26 protein-coding genes and 2 tRNA genes are annotated in these 16,081 nt (G+C 58.7%); 15 read left to right on the forward strand and 13 right to left on the reverse strand.

The genetic code is table 11. The features are described 5' to 3' along the window. Positions 1-28 precede the first annotated feature (28 nt). A complete protein-coding gene (gmk, locus tag FZZ85_RS08380) occupies positions 29-586 on the forward strand; it encodes a guanylate kinase (protein WP_226414048.1) in 558 nt (185 codons plus the stop codon). 84 nt (positions 587-670) lie between these two features. Here gmk and psaJ read toward each other — a convergent pair whose 3' ends face one another. Continuing rightward, positions 671-787, reverse strand: coding sequence for a photosystem I reaction center subunit IX (gene psaJ, locus FZZ85_RS08385; RefSeq protein WP_006850741.1), 117 nt, complete (start codon positions 785-787; stop codon positions 671-673). Positions 788-819: 32 nt separating this feature from the next. After that, positions 820-1,296 carry a Photosystem I reaction center subunit III gene (locus FZZ85_RS08390; RefSeq protein ID WP_226414050.1) on the reverse strand — a complete coding sequence of 159 codons (477 nt, stop codon included), beginning with the start codon at positions 1,294-1,296 and terminating at the stop codon, positions 820-822. A 77-nt stretch (positions 1,297-1,373) separates the two neighbouring features. On the opposite strand from FZZ85_RS08390, the gene tsaD reads away from it, so the two are divergent. Then, positions 1,374-2,447 carry a tRNA (adenosine(37)-N6)-threonylcarbamoyltransferase complex transferase subunit TsaD gene (gene tsaD, locus FZZ85_RS08395; RefSeq protein WP_226414052.1) on the forward strand — a complete coding sequence of 358 codons (1,074 nt, stop codon included), beginning with the start codon at positions 1,374-1,376 and terminating at the stop codon, positions 2,445-2,447. A 42-nt stretch (positions 2,448-2,489) separates the two neighbouring features. Further along, positions 2,490-2,666, forward strand: coding sequence for a chlorophyll a/b-binding protein (locus FZZ85_RS08400; protein ID WP_226414054.1), 177 nt, complete (start codon positions 2,490-2,492; stop codon positions 2,664-2,666). Here the strand turns inward: FZZ85_RS08400 and FZZ85_RS08405 are convergent, their stop codons facing one another. After that, entirely contained in the window at positions 2,667-2,825 is a 159-nt protein-coding gene (locus tag FZZ85_RS08405; RefSeq protein ID WP_226414056.1) for a hypothetical protein, read from the reverse strand. Positions 2,826-2,938: 113 nt separating this feature from the next. On the opposite strand from FZZ85_RS08405, the gene wecB reads away from it, so the two are divergent. Genes wecB through FZZ85_RS08425 form a run of 4 tightly spaced genes read left to right on the forward strand, consistent with a single transcriptional unit; the run spans position 2,939 to position 6,122 of the window. After that, positions 2,939-4,051, forward strand: a complete 1,113-nt coding sequence (gene wecB, locus FZZ85_RS08410; protein WP_226414058.1) for a non-hydrolyzing UDP-N-acetylglucosamine 2-epimerase — start codon at positions 2,939-2,941, stop codon at positions 4,049-4,051. After that, entirely contained in the window at positions 4,020-4,622 is a 603-nt protein-coding gene (locus FZZ85_RS08415; protein ID WP_226414059.1) for a DUF1643 domain-containing protein, read from the forward strand. Before wecB ends, FZZ85_RS08415 begins: the two co-directional genes overlap by 32 nt. Next, positions 4,622-4,867: a hypothetical protein gene (locus FZZ85_RS08420; protein ID WP_226414060.1), complete on the forward strand. Its 246-nt coding sequence runs from the start codon at positions 4,622-4,624 to the stop codon at positions 4,865-4,867. Before FZZ85_RS08415 ends, FZZ85_RS08420 begins: the two co-directional genes overlap by 1 nt. Next, complete coding sequence (locus tag FZZ85_RS08425) at positions 4,857-6,122, forward strand: sodium:proton antiporter (RefSeq protein ID WP_226414061.1); 1,266 nt, start codon at positions 4,857-4,859, stop codon at positions 6,120-6,122. Before FZZ85_RS08420 ends, FZZ85_RS08425 begins: the two co-directional genes overlap by 11 nt. Here FZZ85_RS08425 and gltX read toward each other — a convergent pair. The 6 genes from gltX to FZZ85_RS08455 form a co-directional block, all read right to left on the reverse strand. Beyond that, the gene (gltX, locus tag FZZ85_RS08430; RefSeq protein WP_226414062.1) at positions 6,066-7,499 is read right to left on the reverse strand and encodes a glutamate--tRNA ligase; all 1,434 of its coding nucleotides are present in this window, start codon (positions 7,497-7,499) and stop codon (positions 6,066-6,068) included. The two genes, FZZ85_RS08425 and gltX, sit on opposite strands and share 57 nt — an antisense overlap. 21 nt (positions 7,500-7,520) lie before the next feature. Beyond that, a tRNA-Asp gene (locus FZZ85_RS08435) sits at positions 7,521-7,594 on the reverse strand. A gap of 216 nt (positions 7,595-7,810) precedes the next feature. Then, complete coding sequence (locus tag FZZ85_RS08440; RefSeq protein ID WP_006043540.1) at positions 7,811-7,999, reverse strand: hyperconserved protein Hcp; 189 nt, start codon at positions 7,997-7,999, stop codon at positions 7,811-7,813. A 37-nt stretch (positions 8,000-8,036) separates the two neighbouring features. Then, positions 8,037-8,109, reverse strand: a tRNA-Trp gene (locus tag FZZ85_RS08445). Between the two features lie 60 nt (positions 8,110-8,169). Further along, on the reverse strand, positions 8,170-8,646 hold the full coding sequence (gene rplS, locus FZZ85_RS08450; RefSeq protein WP_226414063.1) for a 50S ribosomal protein L19: 477 nt from the start codon (positions 8,644-8,646) through the stop codon (positions 8,170-8,172). A gap of 25 nt (positions 8,647-8,671) precedes the next feature. Continuing rightward, the gene (locus tag FZZ85_RS08455; protein ID WP_226414145.1) at positions 8,672-8,959 is read right to left on the reverse strand and encodes a PepSY domain-containing protein; all 288 of its coding nucleotides are present in this window, start codon (positions 8,957-8,959) and stop codon (positions 8,672-8,674) included. 53 nt (positions 8,960-9,012) lie between these two features. On the opposite strand from FZZ85_RS08455, the gene map reads away from it, so the two are divergent. Beyond that, a complete protein-coding gene (map, locus tag FZZ85_RS08460) occupies positions 9,013-9,858 on the forward strand; it encodes a type I methionyl aminopeptidase (RefSeq protein WP_226414064.1) in 846 nt (281 codons plus the stop codon). On the opposite strand, the gene FZZ85_RS08465 is transcribed toward map, so the two are convergent. Further along, the gene (locus FZZ85_RS08465; protein WP_226414066.1) at positions 9,839-10,576 is read right to left on the reverse strand and encodes an SDR family oxidoreductase; all 738 of its coding nucleotides are present in this window, start codon (positions 10,574-10,576) and stop codon (positions 9,839-9,841) included. The two genes, map and FZZ85_RS08465, sit on opposite strands and share 20 nt — an antisense overlap. 124 nt (positions 10,577-10,700) lie before the next feature. Then, positions 10,701-11,009 (reverse strand): hypothetical protein, encoded by a 309-nt coding sequence (locus FZZ85_RS08470; RefSeq protein ID WP_226414068.1) that lies wholly within the window; start codon positions 11,007-11,009, stop codon positions 10,701-10,703. On the opposite strand from FZZ85_RS08470, the gene FZZ85_RS08475 reads away from it, so the two are divergent. Next, on the forward strand, positions 11,008-12,105 hold the full coding sequence (locus tag FZZ85_RS08475; protein ID WP_226414070.1) for a phosphotransacetylase family protein: 1,098 nt from the start codon (positions 11,008-11,010) through the stop codon (positions 12,103-12,105). The genes FZZ85_RS08470 and FZZ85_RS08475 overlap by 2 nt on opposite strands. A gap of 16 nt (positions 12,106-12,121) precedes the next feature. Then, the gene (locus tag FZZ85_RS08480) at positions 12,122-12,658 is read left to right on the forward strand and encodes a DNA-protecting protein DprA (protein ID WP_226414072.1); all 537 of its coding nucleotides are present in this window, start codon (positions 12,122-12,124) and stop codon (positions 12,656-12,658) included. Here FZZ85_RS08480 and FZZ85_RS08485 read toward each other — a convergent pair whose 3' ends face one another. Then, positions 12,659-13,075, reverse strand: a complete 417-nt coding sequence (locus FZZ85_RS08485) for an MAPEG family protein (protein WP_226414074.1) — start codon at positions 13,073-13,075, stop codon at positions 12,659-12,661. 100 nt (positions 13,076-13,175) lie between these two features. Here FZZ85_RS08485 and FZZ85_RS08490 point away from each other — a divergent pair, with 100 nt between their 5' ends. The 3 genes from FZZ85_RS08490 to FZZ85_RS08500 all read left to right on the forward strand — a co-directional run bounded on the left by FZZ85_RS08490 (position 13,176) and on the right by FZZ85_RS08500 (position 14,813). After that, the gene (locus FZZ85_RS08490; RefSeq protein WP_226414093.1) at positions 13,176-13,673 is read left to right on the forward strand and encodes a YajQ family cyclic di-GMP-binding protein; all 498 of its coding nucleotides are present in this window, start codon (positions 13,176-13,178) and stop codon (positions 13,671-13,673) included. A 255-nt stretch (positions 13,674-13,928) separates the two neighbouring features. After that, the gene (locus FZZ85_RS08495; RefSeq protein WP_226414095.1) at positions 13,929-14,309 is read left to right on the forward strand and encodes a glycosyltransferase family A protein; all 381 of its coding nucleotides are present in this window, start codon (positions 13,929-13,931) and stop codon (positions 14,307-14,309) included. A 63-nt stretch (positions 14,310-14,372) separates the two neighbouring features. Beyond that, positions 14,373-14,813, forward strand: coding sequence for a hypothetical protein (locus FZZ85_RS08500; RefSeq protein ID WP_226414097.1), 441 nt, complete (start codon positions 14,373-14,375; stop codon positions 14,811-14,813). Between the two features lie 23 nt (positions 14,814-14,836). On the opposite strand, the gene FZZ85_RS08505 is transcribed toward FZZ85_RS08500, so the two are convergent. Further along, positions 14,837-15,091, reverse strand: coding sequence for a hypothetical protein (locus FZZ85_RS08505; RefSeq protein ID WP_226414099.1), 255 nt, complete (start codon positions 15,089-15,091; stop codon positions 14,837-14,839). Positions 15,092-15,108: 17 nt separating this feature from the next. On the opposite strand from FZZ85_RS08505, the gene FZZ85_RS08510 reads away from it, so the two are divergent. Then, positions 15,109-15,519 (forward strand): phosphoribosyltransferase, encoded by a 411-nt coding sequence (locus FZZ85_RS08510; RefSeq protein WP_226414101.1) that lies wholly within the window; start codon positions 15,109-15,111, stop codon positions 15,517-15,519. Continuing rightward, positions 15,519-15,989, forward strand: coding sequence for a nucleoside 2-deoxyribosyltransferase (locus tag FZZ85_RS08515; RefSeq protein ID WP_226414103.1), 471 nt, complete (start codon positions 15,519-15,521; stop codon positions 15,987-15,989). Before FZZ85_RS08510 ends, FZZ85_RS08515 begins: the two co-directional genes overlap by 1 nt. Positions 15,990-16,081 lie beyond the last annotated feature (92 nt).

A 16,081-nucleotide genomic window follows, 5' to 3' on the forward strand; every position in this document is an offset into this window, starting at 1 on the left:
TACTCTGCTGACCCACGCAGACGCCGCTATGTCCACCAGTGGAAAGCTCACCTTGATCACCGGCCCCAGTGGAGTCGGCAAGGGAACCCTGGTGAACCAGCTGCAGGAGCGCCATCCCCAGATTTGGCTGTCGGTGTCGGCCACCACCCGTTCTCCGCGCCAGGGGGAGCAGGACGGCATCAATTACTTCTTCCACAGCCATGCGGGGTTTGAGGCCTTGGTGGAGCAGGGGGGTTTTCTGGAGTGGGCGGAATTCGCGGGAAATTGTTACGGCACTCCCCGAGGTCCTGTTGAGGAACAAATGACGGCGGGGCGCCCCGTGCTTTTGGAGATTGAGTTGGAAGGTGCCCGCCAGGTGCGTCGCAGTTTCCCGGATGGCTTTCAGATTTTTCTGGCTCCCCCCAGCTTTGAGGAATTGGAGTGCCGGATCCGCGGTCGCGGCACCGATTCGGAGGAGGCCATTCAGCGCCGCTTAACTCGCGCTCGAGAGGAACTCAAGGCTCAACATGAATTCGACGCCGTCGTGATCAACGACGATCTCGAATCAGCTTTGAACCAGGTGGAGACGCTGATGGGGCTGGGATAACGCGGAGCTGATCTTGGCAACGCGATGCGGGCACGAAAAAAGGAACCCGAAGGTTCCCTTTAGACAATGTTGATAACCCGCGGCTCACATCGGGTGAAAGAGAAGATCGGGGAAGAAGCGGTTCCACTCGATCAGGATTCCTGCGGTGGCTGTGAACCAGATGGCTGCAACCACTGGAGCTGCGGTCAGAAACTTGTTCATTGTTGAGGGAGCAAGGGTTGAAGTCGTATGAATCAGCGCGGTGAAACAGTCACCTTGCTGTCGTCTTCGAGCAGCTTGCCGCTGGTGAATTCACCGAAAGCAGCGAGTGGCCAAGTGGCGGCAGCCAGAAGGCTCTTGAACGCAATGCTGCGATCGATGAAAATTTCGTACTGGGCAGCATTCTTGCCGCGGGTTGCTTTCAGATACTCACGACCGGCCCAGCCGATGCAGCCGGCGACGTACAGGAACATGATCCCGGGATAAACGAAATCACCGGCATGGCTCCAGCGGCCATCGACGATCAAGTGGGGAAGACCATCCTCACCACAGGAGGCCTGGCTGTACATCTCGAAGCGGGCTTTGGCCTGAGGCGTTGAAGCGGCAGCGGCACGCTGCTGGAAGCGGGCGCTTTCAGAACAGGGTGTGAGGCCAGCCACATCCGCCTTGGCGACGGGGGCGAAGCCGAACACCAGGAGTGCTGAAAGCACGACGGCGAAGAGACGACGCATCGGAACGATTCCTCTGAACGGTGCCCCGAAAGGGCAAGATGTCACAAGACGGAGATTAGGAGAGGCGCATCGCTCCGATGCATGCAGTGCTTGCCCTCGAAACAAGTTGTGACGAGTCTGCGGCTGCGGTCCTGCGCCGTCATGCTGATGGACGAATCGACGTTCTGGCGTCGCGGATTGCGTCCCAGGTAGAGGAGCATGCCCTTTGGGGTGGTGTGGTGCCTGAAATCGCCTCGCGTCGTCACGTCGAGGCCCTGCCTGGGCTGGTGGAGGCCGTTGTTAACGAGGCGGGTGTCGCTTTGGGGCAGCTGGATGCCATAGCGGCAACGATCACTCCAGGCCTGGCTGGGGCTCTGATGGTGGCGTCGGTCACCGGCCGCACCCTTGCTGCGCTGCATCAGCGCCCCTTCCTCGGCATCCATCATCTGGAAGGCCATTTGGCCTCGGTGATGCTTGGAGATGTTCCACCGCAAGCGCCTTATTTGGTGCTGCTAGTGAGTGGAGGCCATACCGAGCTGATCCTGGTGGCTGACGACGGGGGGATGACGCGTCTAGGCCGAAGCCATGACGATGCCGCTGGAGAAGCTTTTGACAAGGTGGCGCGCCTGCTCGGTCTGGGATACCCCGGAGGCCCTGCCATCCAGGCTGTTGCCGATACGGGTGATGCAACGCGCTTCCGCCTGCCCAAGGGGCGGATTTCATTGCCGGGCGGTGGGTTTCACCCTTACGACTTTTCCTTCAGTGGTCTGAAGACAGCCATGCTCCGCACCGTGGAAACCCTGCGGCAGACCAGCGATCCGCTGCCTCTTGCCGATCTGGCCGCCAGTTTCGAACAGGTGGTGGCAGATGTTCTGGTGCAACGCAGCCTCCGCTGTGCTGAAGACCATGGTGTTCAGCAACTGGTGATGGTCGGCGGTGTCGCAGCGAACCGTCGCCTGCGCCAATGCATGCTCGAACAGGGGAAGCAGCGGGGCATAGCCGTTTCCATCGCTCCCCTGGCCTTCTGCACCGACAACGCTGCAATGATCGGAGCTGCGGCCTTGCTGCGTCTTAGCCAGAACACGGCTTCCACCCCGCTTGAATCGGGCGTTGCAGCCCGCTGGCCTTTGGATCAGGCGAATGCCCTTTACACATCAGACCCACCTTTTTAGAGAAGCCTTTTAGGCTTGATAGAGCTGTTCGGTCTCTGCGTAGTGGATCAACCAGAAACCAGATCAGATGCTCCGGAGCCCGTGGAGGCAGAAGAGCTGAACGCCTGGAAGCGTGGCTTTACTCCGCAGGCCGAAATCTGGAACGGCCGTCTGGCGATGATCGGCCTGTCCGCAGGGATCGCTGTCGTTCTTTTGGTGCGTGTGTTCAGCGGTGGCTGATCAGCTTCGGCCCCGCAGGGCCTGAGCCAGCTCGTTGGATTTGAGGCTGACGGCCACAGCATGTGCGCCGGGTTTTGAACCTCCCGGGATCGTTTTGAGGTACAGGCTGAGTTTGGGCGCGGCGGGAAGCTGGGGGGGGGGGTGAACCGGCTGAGCCATGTTGATGGCGCGAGATCTTTCATCAGGATCGTCTCGATGCTGGGACTGGCAAGGATTTCTCACTGTTCTCTCCGTGTTGACGCCCGTAAACTCCAGCGGTCCGTCTGGATGGAATGGCTGAACGGCCCCGCGTCACGATCGTTCTGGGAACGCGTCCAGAGGCGATCAAGCTGGCTCCGGTCATCCGGACGTTTCAAGCCTGTGATGCATTGCAGACCCGTGTCGTCCTGACCGGTCAGCACCGCGAAATGGTGGGCCAGGTGATGGATCTGTTCCATCTCCAGGCAGATCAGGATCTCAATCTGATGGCACCCCGTCAGACTCTGACCCATGTCACCTGTGCTGCACTGCAAGGGCTGCGGGAAGACTTTCAGGCCTATCCGCCGCAGTTGGTCTTGGTGCAGGGCGACACCACCACGGCGTTTGCAGCTGGTTTGGCTGCGTTTTACGAGCAGATCCCGGTTGGCCATGTGGAGGCCGGTCTGCGCACCGACAATCTTCTGGATCCCTTCCCGGAAGAAGCCAACCGTCGGCTTCTCTCCCAGATCGCGACCCTTCATTTCGCGCCGACGGCTAAGGCGGAATCCAACCTGAAAGCATCCGGGGTGGTCGGGGAGATCTCCGTGACCGGCAACACCGTGATCGATGCGTTGTTGATGATGGCGGAATCGGCGCCGGATGTTCGCTTTGATGGCCTCGACTGGGAGCAACAGAGGGTGATCCTCGCCACGGTCCATCGGCGTGAAAACTGGGGTGAGCGTCTGCACGACATCGCTGCAGGCATGCTGCAGGTGCTTGAGCGCTACCCCGACACGGCGCTGCTGCTGCCGATGCACCGCAACCCTACGGTGCGTGAACCGCTGCAGGCTCTGCTTGGAAGCCATCCCCGTGTCGTTTTGACCGAACCTCTGGACTACGACCGTCTCGTCGCAGCGATGAAAGGTTGCTGTCTGTTGCTCACCGATTCCGGTGGTCTCCAGGAGGAGGCCCCTGCGCTCGGAAAACCTGTACTGATTCTACGGCGAACCACAGAGCGGCCGGAGGCCGTTGATGCGGGAACAGCCCGGCTGGTGGGCACCGATCCCGATGTGATCCTGGAAGAGACCTCGCGGTTGCTTGGGGATGCCACGGCTTATCAAGAGATGTCCCGCGCCGTTAACCCCTTCGGCGATGGTCACGCCAGCGAACGCATCCTTGAGCGTTGTCGCCGACAGCTCGGGGTCTGAAGCGTCCCTCAGCAGCGATGGCTGTTACCGCTGGTGGCTGCGGCGCTGCCTGGGTACAGGCGAAGGGGGCCTGATCTTCGTGGGTCTAAACCCCTCGAGAGCTAATGGCCAGCGTGATGATCCGACCCTGCGCCGTTTGATCGGCTTCGCGAGGCAATGGGGATATCGGGAGTTACTGGTGCTGAATCTGTTCGCCCGGATGTCGCCGTCTCCGGCGGCGCTGCTGCGGGTGAAGGACCCCATCGGTGAGCAGAACGACGCGATCTTGAACTGCTGGTTCAACCACTGGTCCCGGACATCTGGGGTTGATCTCTGGTGTGGATGGGGGGCGCGGGGGGCGCGATGGCACCGGGCTCAGCTGGTTCTTGGAAACATTCAGCGTTTGCTGCCGAAACGCCAACGCTCTGTTCCCGACTCGCCGCAACCACTGATGCTGGGTCAGACGGCCTCGGGGCAACCGCGCCATCCGCTTTATGCCCCGCGCAACGCCTGTCTTCGCCCTTTTCTCTGGGCAGACCCGGAACCGATCCGTCATCCTGTGGGGACAGTGATGGATGTCTTTCTGCACTGATGTCCCGTACGCCCCGCCGCTATGCCGTCCATTTCCACCTTGTGGGAGGGCAAACCGAACGGGCGTTTTTTCCGAAACTCGAGACCTTTCAAGAGTGGTACCAAGGGGTGGTCAATGCCGAGAACCAGGGCGGTTTCGTCAACGTTCCCCTCAGCGATCTGGAGGGCGAGTATCTGGTCGTACGTCCCCAAGCCGTGATCGGCGTGCGCGTGGAACCTCAGTTCTCCTCTGTCGATGACGCCTGAGCGTCTGGGCCTCCTCTGGGGCGTCACGGTCTCCTCGGGTGCTGCGGCCCGTTTTCTGGCAGCCAAGTCGGAATTTCCTGGGGTGGTGTTGCTGCTCTTGTCGGGGTTGCTGATCGGTCGCTCTGGTCTGGGTTGGGTGGAACCCCTTGATCTCGGCTCCGGGCTTGGAACCGTGGTGGGTCTTCTCGTCAGCCTGGTGCTATTCGACGGCGGCCTGAATCTGCGTCTGCCTGGAGACACGATCAAGGCCACGGTGCAGCGGATAGCAGCACTGCGTCTGTTGATCTCCCTGGGAGGCGGTTTGTTGGCGGCCCATTGGCTTGCTGGCCTCAGCTGGTCGCTTGCGGCTGTGTTCAGTGCCATCGTTCTAGCCACGGGGCCAACTGTGGTCACCCCTTTGGTGCGTCAGATTCGGCTCGCTCCTCCTCTGGGTGAAGTCCTGGAGGCTGAGGGACTGGTGCTTGAGCCTATCGGCGCCGTTTTAGCCCTGCTGCTGTTGGAGCTTGCCCTTGGCAACCTGCACGGCTGGCGTGAGGTGATGCTCGGCCTGCTGTATCGATTGGGCGGGGGTGTGCTGATTGGCGCGAGCGTCGGCTGGCTGCTGTCTGAGCTGCTGCGACGGCTCAAACCCGATCAGTTGAATGGGCTTCCGCTGCAGCTCAGTTTGGGTTTGCTGTTTCTGATGTACGGCGTCAGTGAGTGGCTGCTGCCGGAATCCGCTCTGCCTGCTTCGGTGGCGGCGGGCATCGTCGTCGGTCGACGACCAGGACCTCACACCGCTGAATTGGATGGCTTGATTCAGGAACTGGCGCAGTTGGCAATCACCATGCTGTTTCCACTGCTGGCCGCTGACGTGTCCTGGGCTGAACTCAGCCCGCTGGGTTGGGGCGGCATCCTCTGCGTGCTGTCGTTGATGCTCGTGGTGCGTCCGGTTGGAGTGGGTTTGGCCACCATCGGACTGCCCTTCAAGCTTGAGCAACGGCTGTTTCTGGGTTGGCTAGCTCCTCGAGGCATCGTGACCGCTGCGGTGGCCTCTCTTTTCGCTATCCGTTTGGAGCAGGCCGGCATCCTCGGGGCTGGACGCCTTCAGGGGTTGGTGTTCCTGACCATCCTGATGACCGTCGGCCTCCAGGGCATTACAGCCCAGCCGTTGGCTCGGGCTCTTGGTCTAGTTCAAACCGACGATGACGAACCTGCCTCAGCCGAGGCAGCGGCGCAGACGCGGCAAGTCCTCACCGATTCGGGTCAGCAGTGACCATGTGGTGATCAGATCGGGGCCTTGAAGACGCCCCAGCAGAGCGGCGCGCAAGGATTTCATCACCACTCCTTTTTTTACGCCAGCCGCTTTGGCGGCATCCCCCAGCCAAGCCTTGGCTTGATCGATGTCGCTGCCATCCCAAGGATTGCTCTCGAGCCGCTGTATCAGGTCGGCAAGGGCTGCTTGAGCTCCTTCGACCGCGAGTTGCTCGAGAGCATCGTCCTGGAGGTTCGGACGATCAAAGAACGGTTCCGCTTGGCCGACGCCATCTTTGAGCAGGGTGAGGGATGGCCCCAGCAATGCACAGAGGTCGAGGCACCAGCTGGTGTCGCTGGGATTGGTCCAACCGCGTTCGGCCCAAAGGGGCGTCAGTTCTTCCAGGAGCTTTCCCGCCGTCCAGCCATGCAGAACCTGGGCATTCAGCCAGTTGAGCTTGTCCCAGTCGAAACGCGCCCCGGCTTTGTTGACCCGGTCGAAACCAAAGACGGCTGCGGCCTCACTCAAGCTGAACCGTTCCTCCATGCCCTCCGGCACGGACCACCCCAGCAAAGTCATGTAGTTGGCGATGGCGTCAGGGGTGTAGCCCATGGCGCGGAAGTCGTTGATGGAGGTCACCCCATCCCGTTTGGAGAGCTTGCGTCCCTCGGCATTGAGGATGAGAGGAGCGTGGGCAAAGGTGGGCAAGGTCAGGCCCAGCGCTTCGTAGAGGAGCAGCTGCTTGGCGGTGTTGGCAATGTGATCTTCACCGCGGATGACATGGGTAATTTCCATCGCGGCGTCATCCACAACCACAACAAGGTTGTAGAGGGGGGCGCCGATTTGATCAGCCGGGGCACGACGGGCAATCACCATGTCTCCGCCAAGGTCAGAGCCTCGCCAGCTCATGGCCCCGCGCACCAGATCATTCCAGCGAATTTCGGCAGCGTCATCAATGCGAAAGCGGATCACCGCTTCACGGCCTTCTGCCTGAAATGCCTGCGCCTGCTCGGGCGTCAGAGTCCTGTGGCGGTTGTCGTAGCGCGGAGCTTGATTGGCCGATTTCTGTGCATCGCGCATGGCCGAGAGTTCCGTTTCGCTGGCGTAGCAGCGGTAGGCCAATCCCCGATCGAGCAGGGTCTGTATCGCTTCACGATGCTGCGCCACCCGTTCGCTCTGGATGACGGGTTCCTCGTCCCAGTTGATCCCGAGCCACTGCAAGCCTTCGAGAATGTTTTGGGTGTACTCGGGCTTGGAACGCTCTTTGTCGGTGTCTTCAATGCGCAGCACGAACGCTCCATGCTCGTGCTTGGCATACAGCCAGTTGAAAACGGCTGTTCGCGCCGTTCCAATATGAAGCGTGCCCGTTGGGCTGGGGGCCAGTCGAACGCGCACCATCGTGGGTTTTGGTGGTGAGAACGGGACCGACGGGATTCGAACCCGCAACTTCCGCCGTGACAGGGCGGTGCTCTAACCGGTTGAACTACGGTCCCAGACCTGATTCAGAACTCGCGAGACGCGCTCCGAAGAATCTGACCTGTGTCGCTTGTGCGACCTGATCAGTATCAACTGTTGCCCTGCCCTCCGTCAACAACTGAGCCATGGATCAGCCTTGATTTGTCTTCCGAGTGCTGCCATAAAAAAACCCCCGACGACAATGTCGTCAGGAATTGAGGGAAGCATCGGTACATGACCGAGTGCTCAATGAGTCAGGGACGGAATCCCGCAGGTTCGATGAGCCGAACCTGATTGCCGCGGGCGGTGAATTCACGTCCTTGATCGCTTTGAACGACCACACGGCCGCCGGACTTGACGCGTATCACTCGGGCACGGACCCAGCCAAGGGCGGCTGACTCCAACACCTTCACAACATCACCAGGTTGAAGATCCAACTCCATGCTCAGAACCGGGAAACTGCACGAGGGGAACATCGGACGCGCCGTGGAGGACTCGAACCCCCGACATCAGGTTTTGGAGACCTGCGTTCTACCAACTGAACTAACGGCGCAAGGCGATGTACCCCTCAGCCAACGTTGAAATTGGCAACTGATTGAACGAGGTCGAAACCTCAGCGATCGAAGCGCTGCTTCACGCGGGTGGCCTTGCCCACCCGTTCCCGCAGATAGAAAAGCTTCGCCCTGCGCACCTTACCGCGCCGTTCCACCTTGATGGAAGCCACCTGGGGGCTGTGCAGCATGAACACCCGCTCAACGCCGATGCCCTGGAAGATCCGGCGCACGGTGATGGTCTGGTTGAGACCGCCATGGCGCTTGGAAATCACCACGCCCTCGTAGGGCTGGACACGCTCCTTGTTGCCTTCGCTGATGCGAACACCAACGCGCACGGTGTCGCCCACGTAGATCTCAGGAAGATCATCTTTTTGCTGAGCCGACTCAAAGGAGCGAATCAGAGCTTCGGGGCTCAGTTTTTTGGCAGGAGCACTGGAAGCCTTGCTGGGCTTCGCCGCTGTGGCCTCAGGTGCTGTTTCCACAGCCGTTTCGGTGTTCTCGTCGGTCACCGCTGTGTCCTTCGAATCGGCTGCCATCCCAGCTCCGCGTTGTATCGCCAAACTATGAGTGTACCTTTCGACGCCATTGCTCTATCAGGAGTCCTATTCCTGTGATCAGCATCCACAGCAGCCCGATGGCATTGAGAAGAACGACGACCGGTTCCAGCGTGGAACCGAGCCATTCCCCTTCGTGTACCACCATTAACCAGTGAACCTGTTCCCTGCTGGCTCCGAACCAGTCCCGGGCTAGGCGGTAACTGACGCCGGAGAACACCGTCACCAGCAAAGGCGCCAGAACAAAAGGTGCAACGCTTCGATGCAGTTCGCGCAAGCGCACAAGCAGCGACATGACCGGCATCAATTCGGTTGCTCTTGATAGCGTGACGGATATTGGGTTGAGCCATGAATCTCTTTGCTGATCTTCTGGCATCCACCCAGGCAACGCAGGGGCAGGTGACGGCGACGGGCCCGCGCATTCAGAAGCGTCGAGGTGTTGAGATCAAATCAGCCCGTGAAGTGAAGATCATGCGTCAGGCCAGCCACATCGTCGCCACCGTGCTGCGGGAGGTGATGGGAATGGTTGAACCGGGCCAGACAACGGGAGATATCGATGCTTATGCCGAAAAACGCATTCGCGAGATGGGGGCGACTCCAAGTTTCAAGGGATATCACGGCTTTCCGGCCAGCATTTGCGCCAGCATCAACAATGAAGTGGTGCACGGCATTCCAAGTCCGAAGCGCGTGATCCGCAAGGGCGATCTGCTGAAGGTGGATACCGGCGCCTACTTCGAGGGGTACCACGGCGACAGCTGCATCACGATCTGCGTTGGAGATCTGCCCCAGGAAGCACAGACTTTGAGCCGGGTTGCCAAGGAAGCCTTGATGGCTGGTCTGAACCAGGTCAAAGCAGGCAACACCCTGCTGGACATCGCTGGAGCCGTTGAAGACCACGTCAAGGCCAACGGTTTCAGTGTTGTGGAGGATTACACCGGCCACGGTGTCGGTCGGAACCTTCATGAAGAACCTTCCGTGTTCAATTTCCGCACTGACGAGCTTCCCAACGTCACCTTGCGTCCTGGTATGACCCTGGCGATTGAGCCCATTCTCAACGCCGGCAGCAAGGCCTGCCGCACGCTGCGGGATCAATGGACCGTTGTGACCCGCGATGGCTCTCTCTCGGCGCAGTGGGAGCACACCGTTCTTGTCACTAGTGATGGATGCGAAATCCTCACGGATCGGGGCGACTGAGAATCCGGCTATAGACCCGCCGTCCAAGCTCGGTCAGGGGCATCAACACATAGGTCAGTGGGTTTGGCGTCACGATCACAAGGCGAAAGCCCCAGCTCGCCTGGCGCAGTACCTGGGCTGCGACGAAATCGGCGCCCATCACCCCAATCGGATTGAGTGATGAGCGAAAGGGTCCGAGCACCAGCTTTCGAAGGATCAGGGCTTCACGGCCTGAGGCATCGAGTACCGCACCGCGGATGCTCACCAGCTGTCCCAGCATCCGCTTGGTGAGTTCATAAACAGGACTTACGGCAGGCTGGATTTCAGCCTCCGAGGTGTTGATCCACACCTCCCTCGCATCGCCCTGCGGCGATGCTCTGCTGATGGCCTCAAATCGCTGCATCAGCCGCCAGCTGCTCAAGGTGTTGATCTCCAGCGCCTGATTGATCACCTCGGGGCTCTGGCCGCCTTGAGGATTGATCCCATGGTTCAGGACCAGAACATCGATCTCCGCCAGATCGGCATCCAAGCTGACTTCGTCTCCGCAGCTCCAGCTCACCCAACGGTGTGGACCATCCGCTTGCTCCGGCGGTTTGGAACCGTGAGTGAAACCGATCACGTGGGCGCCTGCGGCACGGAAGCATCGAGTCAGGGCTGCTCCAAGGGCTCCACGAGCGCCTGTGATGCCGATCCGTTTTCCGTGGAAGGGGGACTGGGCCATGGGGCCAGCTTGGGGCATCCTTGAAATAAACGGAGCAAGAATCAAGAACCAGCTGTGTCAGATGCCGCCCAACTGGTTTTGTTTGGCCTTTACTGCGGTGGTGTTAGTCGCGAGCAGGATCTCTCTGCAGCCCTGCAGATCCTCAGCTGCGGGGGAGCTGAAGGGGCGGCGTCCAGTTGCCGGAGTTGATGGATGCCCATTTGAACTCCGCTGGCATGGGGTCGCTGCGCCGATGGAGAGGCTGGACTGCCAGCTTCGTTTTCACGGTCATACCGAGGGGGATGTTGATTTCGTCGTCACCATCCATCAGCTGATGGCCTGGCTGATGGATCGTTCCCATCTGAGCCATCGGAGCCGGATCTGCCCGATGGGTTCTGGCAGTGCTTGTTGATGGAGCGCGGAGATCCGCCTGAACAGGCCTAGATTCAGTGGCGACAGGCATCACCTCCATGGGAACGACACTGTTGATCGGATCGTGTGAGCCGTTCAGTGGGAAGTCAGCCCTCGTTCTTGGAATCGCTCAGCAGCTTGCCCGTGCCGGACAGCAGATCAGGTTCGGGAAGCCCCTGGCCACAAGCCTGGATTGGGATCCGAACCAGGGCCCGTTGCCTCAACCTCTCATAGACGACGACGTTCGCTTTGTTGGTGAAACGCTGAATCTGCCGCCTGAACGTCTGATTCCTTCGATGCATCTGCTGTCGCCGACAACAGCTGCCCAGCGCCTTGGCCAGGGCGAGTTGGATGCCGGCCAGGGTTTCGCGGAGCTTCGTCAGCGCATTCAGGCTGACGAAGGACTCACCCTCTTGGAATGTGCGGGAAGCCTGCAGGAGGGATTGCTGTACGGCCTCAGCCTTCCGCAGCTGGCGACAGGTCTGAATGCCAAGGTCGTGTTGGTGCACCTCTGGCAGGACAGCCGCAGCGTGGATGCGCTGCTGGCGGCCAAGCAGACCCTGGGCGACCGTCTGGTTGGAGTGGTGCTCAACGCTGTCACACCAGAGGAGGTCGAAAGCTTGGAGCGTCAGGTGGTTCCTGCCTTGCAGGGCCTGGGCCTGCAGGTGTTCGGCGTTATGCCCCGTTCCCCGTTGCTGCGCAGCGTCACGGTTGGTGAGTTGGTGCGGCGGCTTAATGCCCGGGTGATTTGCTGCCAGGAACGGCAGGAACTTTTGGTGGAAACCCTGAGCATCGGGGCGATGAATGTGAATTCGGCCATGGAGTTCTTCCGAAAACGACGCAACATGGCTGTGGTGACGGGGGCTGATCGCACCGACATCCAGTTGGCTGCTCTGGAGGCATCAACCCAATGTTTGATCCTTACTGGGGCAGGGGAACCTCTTCCTCAATTGATCAATCGCGCTGAAGAATTGGACGTGCCCTTGCTCAAGGTGGAGCACGACACCCTGGCCACGGTGGGCGTGATTGAGCAGGCATTTGGTCATGTGCGCTTGCATGAAGCAGTGAAGGCCACCTACGCCTTCCGTCTTGTGGAAGAGCACTGCAAGCTTGATCAGCTCTTCAATGCATTGAATCTGACGGTTCAGCACGCCTGATGATTGCTAGTTTTCGATGAAATCAGGCGGCGGATTTTCCTTGGGTCAGTCACTGGATCTGCCAGCTCTTGATCGGGTTGACACCCTTGCGCAGGAACTCGCTCTTCTGCAGGACAAAAGCGAGCGAAGGATCGCCATTCTCGGTAGCCGTCATGTGCCCGTTGTGGCGGTTCACCTGATCGAATTGGTGGCTCGCTCACTGGTTCAGGAAGGCCATTCCCTGATTACATCAGGATCTCAGGGGGTGAATGCTGCGGTAATTCGCGGGTGTCTTGAGGTGGATCCCTCCAAACTCACCGTGCTCTTGCCCCAGAGCCTCGATCGACAGGTGCCTGAAATTCGAGATCTCCTGGATCGGGTGTTGCACCTTGTGGACAAGCCAGAGCAGGACGACCTGCCTTTGCCCATGGCCAGCAGTTTGTGCAATCAAGAGATCATCAACCGCTGTGATCAGTTGATCTGTCTCGCATTTCACGACAGTGAAACACTTCTGGCGAGTGCACGAACTGCGGAGGACATGGGAAAGGTGGTGAGTCTTCTGTACTTCGACTGATCAGCCGGCGGCGCTGATCACGGCCCGAAGTCCCTCCACGTAGCAGATGCCAACGGCAGTCACCCCGGTGGCCCAGCAGAGTCCCCTCAGTGGTGGGACATTGCCGACGTAGGCAAACAGATAAACGAAACGGATGGATGGCCAGATCCACGCTGCCGTTATGGCCGTGGGGCTGCTGACTCCGCTGATCAGACACAACAGCATTGCCGGTGCCCCCAGGGTTAGTGCTTCCCAGCTGTTTTCCTGTGCCCACACGGCACGTTGCCCGAAGGCGGGCAGCCGTTCAAACATCGCCCGAGGTGCCTGTAGATCAGCCAAGGTGAAGTCGGCTTTGGCTCGTCCGGCACCGGTGAGCACGATGCTCACCATCACTACGGCTCCCATCAGGCAGAGGGCCCAGGCAAACGCAGGAGTCATGACATCCGATCAATCCTTGGGGACCCTAACGGGCTCGGGTGGACTGCAACCTGATGGAGATCGTCGGGTTTCTAAGCTGGAGGATCGACAGGTTTGCGACATGGCCAGTACTTATTCCTTCGATGTGGTCTCCGACTTTGATCGTCAGGAGCTGGTGAACACCCTGGATCAGGTGCGTCGCGATGTTGGCAACCGTTATGACCTCAAAGACTCCGGTACTGAAATTGACCTGGAGGAAACGGAGATAGTGATCACCACGGCCAGTGATATGACGCTTCAGGCTGTGGAGGATGTGCTGCGAACAAAAGCGACCAAACGCAACCTGTCTCTGAAGATTTTCGATTTTCAAACACCTGAAACAGCAGGAGGCAATCGGGTGAAGCAGGTGGTGAAGCTGCGTAAGGGCCTGAGTCAGGAGATCGCTAAGAAGCTGAGCAAGGTAGTGCGCGATGAGCTCAAAAAGGTGACGGTGGCAATCCAGGGTGAAAGTGTGCGGATCACGGGCAAGAGCAAAGATGATTTACAAGCCGCAATTCAGCTCGTCCAGAGCAAGGAAGATGAGCTTGATGTTCCCCTGCAGTTTGAGAACTATCGCTGATGAGGAGATCGCAATATTTGGCTTGGAGGTGATGCAAGTCAAAAAATAGTCTTGATGGCGTCCCTCAAAATGTGAGTTCCTGCCACAAGCCCATGGTCCACAAATTTCGTGCAAGTGTTTGTGGTAATTTGAATCAAAATTTTTGGTTTTAGTGAGCAGATTTGCCGTCGTAATTCGTTCTTTTGACGGCGAATCTCCCTGCCTTCGGTCTTTCATTAATTACCATCGCCGCCTAGGTGTTGATTCTTTTGCCCGGTGGTTGGTGGCCCCTGGGGATCCGCGACTTTGTTGCGAAGTTTTTTCGAGAAATTGAATTGCATTCTATTAGTGGGATGGTCAGAGAATCAGTTCTGTTCAGGATCTGATCCTGAGGATTATGTTGCTGTTATTGATGCTGATGAATACTTGCATCCTGATCGGCTCTCTTTTCTGGATCAGGAGAAGGTGGAATCGCTTCTGATGCCTTGGAGGCTGACGGCATCGATGAATATGGCTTCTATGAAGCTCCACAAAGAGATTTTTGTTTTTCCTCAGGTCAAGTCGATCGTCAAAACATCGGCGCTTCAATGGCTTCGCCTTCATGCTTCAGCCACGTCTGAGTCGGGGCATGGCCTGGGGATTGCACAAGGCCAGTAATTCCCTATTCAGCATTACTACCTTCGCGGTCTCGATGACCTCTTGCTGAAAGATGGTGGTGTTGTGAAGCGAACCTTGGCGCAGAGTTCAGGACGGAAGGAGGTGAATCCGAACGCTGATGCGAATCCGATGGATTTCCTCAGTCGTCATGCCCGTGTGGCCTTCCTTTTAAACGTGCTCAAGTCTATGCCTGTGCAGCCTGACCCCTACCGCATGTCGTTGAATCGTTCCATGTTGGATCATTTCCGGAACAATGTTGAGGGTGATTCAGAAGCTGCTAAGAAAGGGCTAAATGACAGTGTTGTGAAGATTCAAAAGGTTTGCCGGAACCGCATAATTCGTCGGGAAATTAGAGCCACGCAGCAGCCACTTGCTGCAGATCCTTGCAAGGTGAGTTGTCAAAAGAGGGTTTTGAAATTGCTTCGGCAGGATTTTCAGTTTCGTCGTTCATGGTTGGGACGTCTGGAACACACTCGTGACTCCTGGTTAATGCATTGGACTTGAGCTGTATGGGTGAGGGGCGACGTCTAATCGCTCTGATCCCGGGCCCGTCGAGCATCGATGATCTTGGCCAGTTCCAGCACATAGCCTGCGGTGCACCAGCGCCCATGACTGCGGGATCGGTTTTCATGGTCCGAGCGGATCTCGGCGGTCTCGGCCATCAGTAGATCCAACTCTCCCTGAGGCAGGTCGTACAGCTCCTGCAATTCCAGTTCTCGGTTGAGCAGATGGCTGCGAAACCATTTGCGGTTTTGTTCTTGGGGAGGGATGTCTCGGCTCAAGGGGCATCACAGCGTGGATGTGTCATTCTCCGGCCATGCAGGTACTGAGCTGGGCCCAATTCGATCAGGCGGTGCAGCAGTTGGCTTCACGCTTTGCCGATTCTGCGGTGACTGGCGTTTATGGGGTCCCCCGGGGAGGGCTGTGCCTGGCCGTCGCGCTCAGCCATGCCTTGGATCGCCCCTTGCTCTCAGCACCCGAGCGATCAGCCCTGATTGTGGATGATGTCTATGAAACCGGACGCACCTTGCAGGCGTTGAAAGTTCAGGTGCCGCAGGCATCCTTCGCTGTTTGGGTCAGTAAGGGTTGTCCTGATTGGTGGATGGCAGCCGTGATTGCCGAGTCGTCGGAATGGCTGGTGTTCCCTTGGGAAAACCTTGAACAGGCCCGTGCGGACGAGCAGGCCTATCGCGCCTCCCGTGGCTTGTGATGAACAACACCGCGCGCACGATTTATTTGGCGTCTCCCTATGGCTTTTCGGCGCAGTGGAAGCGCCTGCTGTTGCCGGAGTTCATTGGGGCATTGGAAGCCCTGGGATTGGAGGTATGGGAGCCCTTTTCGCGCAATGGTCAGGTGAATCTGGCGGAACCGGGATGGGCCTATCGCGTCGCGCAGCGGGACCTGCAGGATGTGCGTGATGCTGATGCTCTGTTCGCCATCGTGAACGGAACGCCACCCGATGAAGGGGTCATGGTGGAGCTTGGTGCTGGCATCGCCCTTGGTAAACCAACCTTCTTGTTTAGGGATGATTTCCGCAGGTGCACCGATTCCGAGCAGTATCCGCTCAACTTGATGTTGTTTGCCGGTCTTCCCGAACTGGAATGGCAGAAGTACGTCTACAGCGACGTGTCTGAAATCAACGATCCCCAGAAAGCCTTGGCCTGTTGGGCACGATCTTGATTCTTTGGAGAATCGTGGTCTGTTGATGCTGCTCGCCTTTGGATGAGCGCTTCAGGGCTGTGATGCTGATGATCAGTTGATTGTTGGTTGTC

It is taken from the genome of Synechococcus sp. MU1642, assembly GCF_020514115.1.
In the GTDB taxonomy this organism is placed as follows: domain Bacteria; phylum Cyanobacteriota; class Cyanobacteriia; order PCC-6307; family Cyanobiaceae; genus Parasynechococcus.